This window comes from Zymomonas sp., from assembly GCF_020216885.1.
Taxonomy (GTDB): domain Bacteria; phylum Pseudomonadota; class Alphaproteobacteria; order Sphingomonadales; family Sphingomonadaceae; genus Zymomonas.
Genome location: NZ_JAIWON010000092.1, coordinates 1 through 10,000 on the forward strand (window position 1 = coordinate 1; position 10,000 = coordinate 10,000).

Here is a 10,000-nt window from a genome sequence, read left to right on the forward strand (position 1 = left end):
AAAGGATTTGAAAAATATCTTTTTGAAGAATTAAACCCTATATAAGAAATTCAAAAAAGATCATCAAAATAATAAAATTATAATATTAAAGGCGGTTTCTTTCTTATCATGGTTACTTGTGTCGCCAGTCTGGCTTTTTTAGGGATGGAAGCCCGCCCAATAGAAGTTCAGGTTCAGCTTTCTTCCGGTGTTCCTGCTTTTACCGTTGTCGGCTTACCAGACAAAGCTGTTTCTGAAAGCCGTGAAAGGGTGAGGGCGGCTTTATCTGCCATCGGATTGGCTCTGCCTCCAAAAAGAATTACAGTGAATCTGTCTCCGGCCGACCTTCCCAAAGAAGGCTCACATTATGACTTGCCGATTGCTTTAGGGTTATTGGGGGCGATGGGCGTATTGGATAATGAGACATTAAGCCAATATGTCGTTTTGGGGGAATTGGGATTGGATGGGCGTTTAATGGCCTCACCGGGCGCGTTACCTGCTGCTATTCATGCCGCCTCTTGCCAATCCGGTTTGATCTGTGCCGAATCCTTGGGCGCAGAAGCCGCGTGGTCAGGATTAGATGAAATTATCGCAGCTCCTGATCTTTTGTTATTGATCCAACATTTGAAAGGGAAAATTGCTCTCCCACAGCCCAAAGCTGATATTGTCGAAATGGCTTTTAACGGCCCTGATCTTTCTTCAGTCAAAGGGCAGGAACAAGCCAGACGTGCTTTGGAAATTGCGGCGGCTGGTGGGCATAATATGCTGATGTGCGGGTCTCCGGGTGCAGGTAAGTCGTTATTGGCAGCCTGCCTTCCGGGCATCTTGCCGCCGCTTAGTAATCGCGAGGCCTTGGAGGTCTCGATGATTGCCTCTGTTGCGGGGATGCTGCCGCAAGGCGGCCTTATTCAGCAAAGACCTTTCCGCGCACCGCATCACTCGGCTTCAATGGCGGCTTTGATCGGTGGTGGCCAGCATATCAAACCCGGTGAAGTGACCTTGGCACATCTCGGTGTTTTATTCTTAGACGAATTGCCAGAATTCAAAAGGCCGGTGCTCGATTCTCTGCGGCAACCTTTGGAAAATGGCGAGGTCTCCATTGCCCGCGCCCATGCCCATATTCGTTTTCCAGCAAGGGTTCAGCTTATTGCTGCGATGAATCCTTGTCGCTGTGGCCATTTGGATGATGCTGCCTTAGCTTGTAGTCGAGCGCCGAAATGTGCGGCTGAATATCAGAATAAAATTTCAGGGCCTCTTTTAGATCGTATCGACATCCATATTGATATGCCCCCCGTTGGGGCGCATGAATTGATGCTTCCTGAAGGCGAATCTTCTGCGACAGTCAAAGCCCGCGTGATGGCTGCCCGTCAAATTCAATCTGATCGGTATAAAAATTATAAAGACGGAGCTATCCGCTGCAATGCCGAAGCGGACGGTGCCTTGATTGAAAAACTAACGCCAATGGATGATGCAGCACGTAAAATTTTGATGACCGCCGTAGAAAAGATGCGACTTTCTGCTCGTGCTTATTATCGCCTGTTAAAAGTCGCCCGTACGATCGCTGATCTGGATATGGCGGAAACATTAAACCAAATTCATATATCTGAAGCCTTAAGCTACCGTCATCGTCAGCCCGTTGCTTAAAATCAAAATCGTCTAAAATCAAAAAAGCCTTTTGAAACACCAATAAAGCATCGGGTCTCAAAAGGCTTTTTGACAGATAAAGCGCTAAAGGCTGTTTCCTCTAGTGATCGAGGAAACTCCGCATTTTCCGTGAACGGGAGGGATGTTTCAATTTGCGAAGCGCTTTTGCTTCGATCTGACGAATACGTTCACGGGTAACCGAGAATTGTTGCCCGACTTCTTCCAAGGTATGATCGGTATTCATACCGATACCAAAGCGCATCCGCAAAACACGTTCTTCACGTGGGGTCAGGCTAGCCAAAACACGGGTGACTGTTTCTTTCAAATTGGCCTGAATAGCGGCATCGACCGGAATAATCGCGTTTTTATCTTCGATAAAGTCACCGAGATGACTGTCTTCTTCATCACCAATCGGCGTTTCAAGACTGATCGGCTCTTTCGCAATTTTCATCACCTTGCGCACTTTTTCAAGCGGCATAGAAAGGCGCTCGGCCAATTCTTCCGGCGTCGGCTCGCGCCCGATTTCATGCAAGATTTGGCGACTTGTCCGAACCAGTTTGTTGATCGTTTCGATCATATGCACTGGAATACGGATAGTTCTCGCCTGATCGGCAATAGAACGGGTGATCGCCTGACGAATCCACCATGTCGCATAGGTCGAGAATTTATAGCCGCGACGATATTCAAATTTATCGACAGCCTTCATCAAACCGATATTGCCCTCTTGAATAAGATCAAGGAACTGCAAACCGCGATTGGTGTATTTTTTAGCAATGGAGATGACCAAACGCAGATTGGCTTCAACCATTTCGGTTTTAGCAATACGGGCTTCTCTCTCGCCTTTTTGCACCATGGTCACAATACGACGTAGTTCTTTTAACGTCATACCGGTGACTTGAGCGATCTCGGCTACTTCCGAACGGATGCGTTCGATACTTTCGGCTTCACTCGTCGTGAAATTCGCCCATTTTTTGTCGATTTTAGTAACGCGCTCGACCCAGCCTTCTTCCATTTCATTGCCCAAATAGGCATTGAGGAAAGAATCGCGCGGCACTTTATACCGTTCTGCCAGACGCAGCATCTGACCATTCAGCGTTCTAAGGCGGCTGTTATAGTTATAAAGCTGTTCAACCAAAAATTCGATACGAGCGTTATGGAATTTGACGCTTTCAACTTCTGCGGTCAGCTCTTCTCTAAGCTGCTGATAAGCGTTTTCCTGATCCTCTGGAAATTCTTCATTCGCGCCTAAAGCCCGCATCCGTGCATTCTGAAGAACCGAAAATTGGCGGTAAAGATCAGCAATTTTAGCAAATTTTTCTAAAGAAGCTGGTTTAAGCTGCTCTTCCATCTGCGCCAGAGACAAGGTATTTTCATCTTCCTCGTCATTCTCACGCTGGATGCGCTGGCCATTTTCGTCTAACTCGCCTTCGCTGTCATCCTCGTCGTCTTCATCCTCTTTGAAGGTCGGGCCAGCATTGCGCTCGGAAATCTCGTTGTCATTGTCGTCACCATCTTCCTCGAATTGATCGGGGGAAGGGCCTTGGGTCAACATCGCATCCAAATCAATGATTTCACGCAATTGCAGCGTGCCTTCATTCAGGGCATTCGACCATTCGATAATGTTGTCAAAAGTAATTGGGCTTTCACAAAGCCCTAAAATCATGGTGTCGCGACCAGCTTCGATCCGCTTGGCGATTGCAATTTCACCTTCACGGCTCAAAAGCTCGACCGCACCCATTTCGCGGAGATACATACGCACCGGATCATCTGTTCGGTCGGATGTTTCTTTCTTGGTCGTAACGGCAGGAGCCGGAGAGGTGCCACCGTCGCCCTGAAGCTCTTCGGCTGCGTCTTCTTCTTCCTGCTGACCATCCTCGCCGCTATCTTCATTTTCGACGATATTGATGCCCATTTCCGAAAGGGCAGACATAATATCTTCGATCTGTTCCGAAGACATCTGGTCCTGTGGAAGAGCTTCATTCAGCTGATCATAGGTTACATATCCGCGCTTTTTGGCTTGCGTTATGAATTTACGGATCGACGTTTCATTCAAATCGATCAGCGGCGCATCACCGGCATTTTTTTTCGCTTCAGCCGTAGTCGTCTCTGCCATCTAGCCTTCATCCACCCTTGTTCTAAGCTCGAACTCTATGCCGAGCATATAACGTCGTTCCTGAAAATCAGCACGGCGTTTACGGTGTAACGCCTGCGCTGCCTCAAACTTTGCATAATCAGCTATCAGGCGTTCTTCTGTGAATACCTGCTTAAGCTGTTGTTCTTCAGTTGCTAATTCTCTCTCTTCAACCACGAGATCAATGAGAGCAACTAAACTTTCAATCGCTAAATCCGGCGCAATATCAGGCCGTGTAAAAGGAAAGCGTAAATCTTTTTTTATGTCCCATGCGCAAATGTCCACATTGGCATCAGCTTTCAATATGGCTTTGATTGCGTCTCTATCAAGATCTGGTTCGCTAATGACAGCTGTTATCAGCACCTCGCGCCATTTTTTCAACTTGGGATCGGTAACCGTTAGCGCTGCCAGTCTCTCCAGTCGCTGTTTTATCGCTTCGGGATAGAGGCTAAGCCCAATTAAAATTTGGCGGCTATATTGATGCTCAAGATCAGAAATAGTCGGGATAGGAAGATCGGATGGGGTAACCGCCGTCGTTGGCATTGCCGTCGAACTGTCCGGCCGCTTCTTATTTTTCCACCCGAAATTCTCGTAAAAAAGATTTCTAAAATTGCTGCGATAGCCACGGGCAATAAACTCATCACGGCAGGAGGCCGCTAATTCGTCCAATCTTTTGGATAAAGCGGCACGCCCTTCCGGTGACTGTGGATCAATCTGGGAGGCTTCAAAGCGGTATAATAACCGATCAAGAGCAATGGGGCGGGATAAAACCTCTTCAAAAGCTGATTTTCCCTGTTCCTTGACCAAGTCATCAGGGTCTTTCCCATTGGGCAATGTGACAAAGGACAGAGTCTTACCGGGGCGCGCCTGAACAAGGGCGCGTTCAGCGGCTCTGACGGCGGCTTTTTGTCCGGCTGAATCGCCATCAAAACAAAGAATCGGCTTGTCTTCTATCCGCCACAGCCGCTCAATCTGATGTTCTGTTAAGGCCGTTCCCAAGGGGGCAACCGCTTCGTGAATACCCGCTTGCGCTAGACCGATAACATCCAAATAGCCTTCGACAACGATAATCCGCTTTTGTCGTCTCGCCGCCTGACTGGCTTTATCAATATTGTAAAGCGTGCGTCCTTTATCGAAAAGGGGCGTTTCAGGCGAGTTGAGATATTTCGGGCTGTTATCAGGAAGGCCATTGCCACCCTCCATAGACTCCAACCGCCGACCACCAAAGGCAATAACACGTCCGCGTTGGTCTTTAATCGGAATCATCAGCCGCCCGCGAAAGCGGTCATAAGGATCGCGCCCTTCAACCGATATCAACAATCCGACTTCAATCAGTTTTTCAACGGCATGGTGGGACAAGGCGTTTTTCAACCGTCCCCGTCCATTCGGGGCAAAGCCAAGGCCAAAATTTTGCGCTATGGCAGGCGATATACCTCTGTTGTCGAGATAACGGCGAACTTCGGCTCCCTCAATCCCGTGAAGCTGTTCAGAAAACCATTTGGTCGCTTCTGCCATAATATCATGTAGGGTTGCCGTTCTTTTGGCCTGTCTGACCGCTGCTGGATTGGCTTCGGGAATATCCATCCCTGCTTGCCCCGCCAATTCACGCACCGCATCCATAAAGGAAAGCCCGCGCGTTTCGGTCACAAAACGGATAGCATCGCCATGCGCGCCACAGCCAAAGCAATGATAAAAACCCTTTTCATCATTGACGTAAAAACTGGGCGTTTTTTCATTATGGAAGGGGCAACAGGCACGGAATTCCCGTCCGGCACGGGTCAGCTTTACCGTCCGCCCGATCAGCGCCGACAGCGTAATACGCTGGCGCAATTCATCCAGAAATTCAGGAGGAAGGAAGTGGCCGGTGGTCATTATTGTCCCATGAGACCATAAAAAAGACGGAAGGGCAGAAAAGCGATGAAGCTCTCTGCACGGAAAAGCGGTAAAACCAAATTTTTTTGTAGAACGGGTATCTGACTTTTATACTGCCCAGACTGATATATCTGTTTTTGTTCATCGCACCCTTGGTTCAGGGACAACTTCCCGCAAAGCAGAGGCGGTATCAGAACAAAAGAGGCGCAGCTATAAAGAAGATATCGAATCACCCGATAATTATACCTGTTTAGCAAGAAAGTCGGGCTTTATCCAGTTGAAAAGCATTTCTCTTCCAACAGACTGAAAGATAAAAAGCGCATTTTTTGACATTGAGATCGTTCTTTGGGCAGTCTTTTATCAGAAGAGAAGTGCCAACCTTTCCAATTCAAATAGAATTTTCAGTAATAATCCCATTCTTTCAAAGACTTAAATAGATTTACCTCTTGCTTCATTACACGTGCTTTTTTATTAACGATTTTCTTGCATCATTTTGAGGAGGTAAAAAGATGTCAGATGTCAATTTAAAAAACGAAAAAGCGAATAAAATAGGCAGAATAGCTATTGTTTTTTTCGGCTTTATTCTCGGATTTGTTCTTGCAGAAAAATTTCTATTTTAAATTTGATGGGGTGTAGATGAAAATCTCTCTAATTTTCTCTTAATCCTATCATGGGTTGCTTGTCCGTTATTGTAAAAGGCGAATGGCAACCCTTTAATCGCGATCATATCACTCTAAAAGATAATCTAATCAAATCTAGGCCGTCTTTTACTAAGCTATGTCGATCTTAAGATCAGACTAAAAATTGGGTTGCTAGGTTAAAAGTAAAAGCCGTTGAGGCTGAAATATTTTTGTCAAAAAGCGGGGAGTAAGAAAGTCCCGCTTCCTGACAAAACAATCTGAGTGGTTTTATCAGCCCTGTGCTAACAGCGCTTTCACCATGGGGCCCGCCTTGCTCATATCCATTTGGGTAGCATAGCGTTCTTTAATCAAGCCCATGACTTTGCCCATTTCTTTTATCGAGCTGGCACCTGATTCTTTAATTAAACCAGCAATCGCGGCCTTGGCTTCTTCTTCGCTCATCTGTTTAGGAAGGAAGCTGCTGATAACGTCTAATTCACTTTGTTCTTTGGCGGCCAGTTCAGGACGACCGCCTTTTTCATACATATCAATCGATTCGCGACGTTGCTTTGCCATTTTTAACAAAACTTCGGTGACCAGTTTATCGTCATCGGTTGCGTCACTTTCGGTGCGCTCTTCAATGTCACGATAGCGAACTGCCGCTTGAATTAGGCGTAAAGCGGCGGTTTTTTCACTATCACGGGCTTTCATGGCGGTGATAAGACCGGCTTTTATTTCATCTCTTATCATAAATAATGCCTTATAGATTGGGAATTCTGACGACAGATCCCTGTTATTGCCGAAAAAAACAACCATATTTCTTAAGAGATACCGGCATAAATCACAGTGTTGGCGTGCCGGTGAATGGTTGGGCAATGGAAAGAAAGCGAACAGTATAGCGGATATTTGTTGATTTTAATAGATTGACCAAAGAAACGACCGCCCTTACTGATGCGCCGTTTATCTATTTCCCGCCAGCATAAAAAAAAGGAGAACCTCAGGTGGCTGATCCCATATCTGCACGCCCCCCGGAAGGCGCAACCGGGGTTTTGGTTTTAGCCGATGGTCAAATGATATGGGGCCGCGGTTTCGGTGCAACCGGAGCCAAAGTCGGTGAGGTCTGTTTCCATACCGCGATGACCGGTTATGAAGAAATCATGACGGATCCCAGCTTTGCCAGCCAGATTATCAATTTCACCTTCCCGCATATCGGTAATGTCGGCGCAAACAGAGAAGATGTCGAAGCGAAGACGCTCCATGCTCTCGGCTGCATCGTCAGGGAAGATGTGACTGCCCCTTCCAATTTCAGAAGTCTGTGGCGTTTTGATAGCTGGTTAAAAGATAACGACCGTATCGGTCTTGCTGGTGTCGATACCCGCGCTTTAACTGGATTGCTGCGGAAAAAAGGCGCGCAAAACGCTGTTATTGCGCATGATCCCAAGGGACAGTTTGATATTCCGGCCTTGATCGAAACGGCGCGTAGCTGGGCAGGTTTACAGGGCATGGATCTAGCCCGTTCGGTCTCGACCCATCAAAGCTATAACTGGCAGGAAGGCATCTGGTCTTTACAGAATGGTTATAGCACGGTCGATAACAGCAAAGGCCCCCATGTTGTCGCGATTGATTACGGTTTAAAACATAACATCCTTAGAAATCTGGTGGAAGCTGGTGCCAAGGTAACGGTTGTTAAGGCAACCGCCAGCTTTGATGAAATTATGGCCTATAAACCGGATGGTGTTTTCCTTTCCAATGGTCCCGGTGATCCGGCGGCAACGGCTGAATATGCGGTTCCTGTCATTCGCCAGCTGCTTGATATTAAAATGCCGATCTTCGGAATTTGTCTCGGTCATCAACTTTTGGCGCTGGCTGTTGGGGCTACGACTTACAAGATGCATCAGGGACATCGCGGCGCCAACCATCCGGTGAAAAGACTGGATGATAGCAAAGTTGAAATTACCTCGATGAATCATGGCTTCGCAGTCGCTACCGATAGCTTACCGGAACAAGCCCGTCCGACACATATGTCTTTGTTTGATGGTTCCTTGGCCGGTCTTGAACTCACCGACCGTCCGGCTTTCTCGGTGCAATATCATCCTGAAGCCAGTCCGGGGCCACAAGATAGCTATTATCTGTTCGCCAAATTTATCGATCTCATCGCGAAGGAGCGGCCATAATGCGGATTGACCGCATCATTCGCTCTTTCCGTTTTGTCTTTTCCTTTTCCCCGTTAAGGTTTTTGTGATGCCCAAAAGAACCGACCTCCAATCGATTATGATTATCGGCGCTGGTCCGATCGTTATTGGTCAGGCCTGTGAATTCGATTATTCAGGGACGCAGGCCTGCAAAGCTTTGCGGGAAGAAGGCTATCGCGTTATTCTGGTCAACTCCAATCCGGCGACCATTATGACCGATCCCGATATGGCCGACGCGACCTATATCGAGCCGATCACGCCCGAAGTCGTTGCCCGTATCATTGAAAAAGAACGCCCCGATGCCTTGCTGCCAACGATGGGCGGCCAAACGGCTTTGAATACGGCCTTGGCGCTTGCCAGCGACGGGACGCTTGAAAAGTTCAACTGCGAGATGATCGGGGCAGATGCCACGGCGATCGATAAAGCCGAAGATCGACTGAAATTCCGTCAGGCGATGGATAAAATCGGTCTCGAAAGCCCACGTTCATCGGTTGCCCATTCTTTAGAAGAAGCCCTTGATGGCTTGGACTATGTCGGGCTTCCGGCCATTATCCGTCCGTCTTTCACGATGGGCGGCACTGGCGGCGGCGTCGCTTATAACAAAGAAGAATTTATTGATATTGTTTCCGGTGGTCTTTCGGCCTCTCCGACACAGGAAGTTCTGATCGAAGAATCCGTGATCGGGTGGAAAGAATATGAAATGGAGGTCGTCCGCGACCGCCATGATAACTGTATTATCATCTGTTCGATCGACAATATCGACCCGATGGGGGTTCATACCGGCGATTCCATCACCGTTGCTCCGGCATTAACCATGACTGATAAAGAATATCAGATCATGCGAAATGCCTCAATTGCAGTTCTCCGCGAAATCGGGGTTGAAACGGGTGGCTCCAACGTCCAGTTCGCCCTTAATCCCGAAAATGGCCGTCTGGTCGTTATTGAAATGAATCCGCGTGTCAGCCGTTCTTCGGCTTTGGCTTCCAAGGCTACCGGTTTTCCGATTGCCAAAGTCGCTACCAAATTGGCAATTGGCTATACGCTGGATGAAATCACCAATGACATCACTGGCGCAACACCGGCCAGCTTTGAACCGACCATTGACTATGTCGTTACCAAAATCCCGCGTTTCGCTTTTGAAAAATTCAAAAATGCCAAACCGCTTTTGACGACGGCCATGAAGTCAGTTGGTGAAGTGATGGCGATTGGCCGTTCTTTTCCGGAAAGTCTCCAAAAAGCGCTGCGTGGTCTGGAAAATGGTCTTTCCGGCCTTGATCCAGTCGAAGCGCTGGTCGGTGCCAATCCTTCGGTAATAGAAGCCGAATTGGCACGCCCAACGCCTGATCGTTTATTGGTGGCCGCCCAAGCCTTACGGGAAGGTCTCACCGCAGAAAGAATCTGCGAAATCACCCATTACGATCCTTGGTTTATTGCACGGTTGGCTGAAATTATTGCCGCTGAAAATGAAGTCATTTCCAATGGCCTTCCTCTTGAAGCAGCCCCTTTCCGCCGCTTAAAAGCCATGGGCTTCTCTGACAAACGCTTGGCTGATCTCGCTTTGC

Annotated in this window: 6 protein-coding genes; 3 read left to right on the forward strand and 3 right to left on the reverse strand. The window is 47.9% G+C overall.

Annotation, left to right across the window (positions count from 1 at the left end; translation table 11 throughout):
- Positions 1-108 precede the first annotated feature (108 nt).
- Positions 109-1,623 (forward strand): YifB family Mg chelatase-like AAA ATPase, encoded by a 1,515-nt coding sequence (locus tag LDL18_RS05010; RefSeq protein ID WP_296507390.1) that lies wholly within the window; start codon positions 109-111, stop codon positions 1,621-1,623.
- A gap of 100 nt (positions 1,624-1,723) precedes the next feature.
- On the opposite strand, the gene rpoD is transcribed toward LDL18_RS05010, so the two are convergent.
- The 3 genes from rpoD to LDL18_RS05025 all read right to left on the reverse strand — a co-directional run bounded on the left by rpoD (position 1,724) and on the right by LDL18_RS05025 (position 6,996).
- Complete coding sequence (gene rpoD, locus LDL18_RS05015; protein ID WP_296507392.1) at positions 1,724-3,736, reverse strand: RNA polymerase sigma factor RpoD; 2,013 nt, start codon at positions 3,734-3,736, stop codon at positions 1,724-1,726.
- Positions 3,737-5,626, reverse strand: a complete 1,890-nt coding sequence (gene dnaG / locus LDL18_RS05020) for a DNA primase (RefSeq protein WP_296507394.1) — start codon at positions 5,624-5,626, stop codon at positions 3,737-3,739. It lies immediately after the preceding gene.
- Positions 5,627-6,537: 911 nt separating this feature from the next.
- Positions 6,538-6,996 (reverse strand): GatB/YqeY domain-containing protein, encoded by a 459-nt coding sequence (locus LDL18_RS05025; RefSeq protein WP_296507396.1) that lies wholly within the window; start codon positions 6,994-6,996, stop codon positions 6,538-6,540.
- Between the two features lie 251 nt (positions 6,997-7,247).
- Here LDL18_RS05025 and carA point away from each other — a divergent pair, with 251 nt between their 5' ends.
- Both carA and carB read left to right on the forward strand, forming a co-directional pair.
- Positions 7,248-8,420 (forward strand): glutamine-hydrolyzing carbamoyl-phosphate synthase small subunit, encoded by a 1,173-nt coding sequence (carA, locus tag LDL18_RS05030; RefSeq protein ID WP_296507398.1) that lies wholly within the window; start codon positions 7,248-7,250, stop codon positions 8,418-8,420.
- Between the two features lie 67 nt (positions 8,421-8,487).
- On the forward strand, positions 8,488-10,000 hold a 1,513-nt coding region (carB, locus tag LDL18_RS05035), incomplete at its 3' end, for a carbamoyl-phosphate synthase large subunit (protein WP_296507401.1).